The 475-nt window shown below is 44.4% G+C and carries 1 protein-coding gene; it reads left to right on the top strand.

Going from position 1 to position 475, the window contains the following annotated elements; all coding sequences use genetic code 11:
* Positions 1-273: hypothetical protein (locus KJQ99_RS09630; protein WP_214150701.1), on the top strand; the 273-nt coding region annotated here is incomplete at its 5' end.
* Positions 274-475: the final 202 nt, after the last annotated feature.

The raw sequence follows: 475 nt of genomic DNA, 5'->3' as shown, positions 1-475 counted from the left end.
CGCATACAGACTCAGGCCGATGCACTCACGGCCTATCAGGCAGAAGTCAAGCGGACATATGCTTTGTCATCGTCGGTTTATACCAAGACCGAAGCGCAGACACGTGAGAATGCTCTTAAAAATTCAACCATCAGTGACTTGAAAGCTACTGACGATTGGAAAAAATTAATCAAGATCAATCAGAACTCAAGCTGGATTCAAGACGCAACCGGTTTCCAACAACAAGCGTGGAAATACAATCTTGATTCGAGCAGCGAGCTTATCGGAAAGTAGTGTTTTGGAGACGGGAATGTTGGGGAGAGGAATTGTGCGGATTTAAAAACTAAAGTGTCACTGGGGAAAGGCGGTGCGCCAAGCGGACTAAGCAACTGGATCTACCCTAGCATTTCACACGATTTGCATTATAACAATGCGGAAATAACAGTTAAATTAGGAGATGTTATTTACGTCGAAGCTTTAGCCCCCAATTTTCCAG

Origin of the sequence: Campylobacter sp. 2018MI13, from assembly GCF_018501135.1 — a bacterium.
Taxonomy (GTDB): Bacteria; Campylobacterota; Campylobacteria; order Campylobacterales; family Campylobacteraceae; genus Campylobacter_E.
The sequence above is the reverse complement of the archived record's forward strand: the minus strand, read 5'-3'. Positions and strand labels throughout refer to the sequence as shown.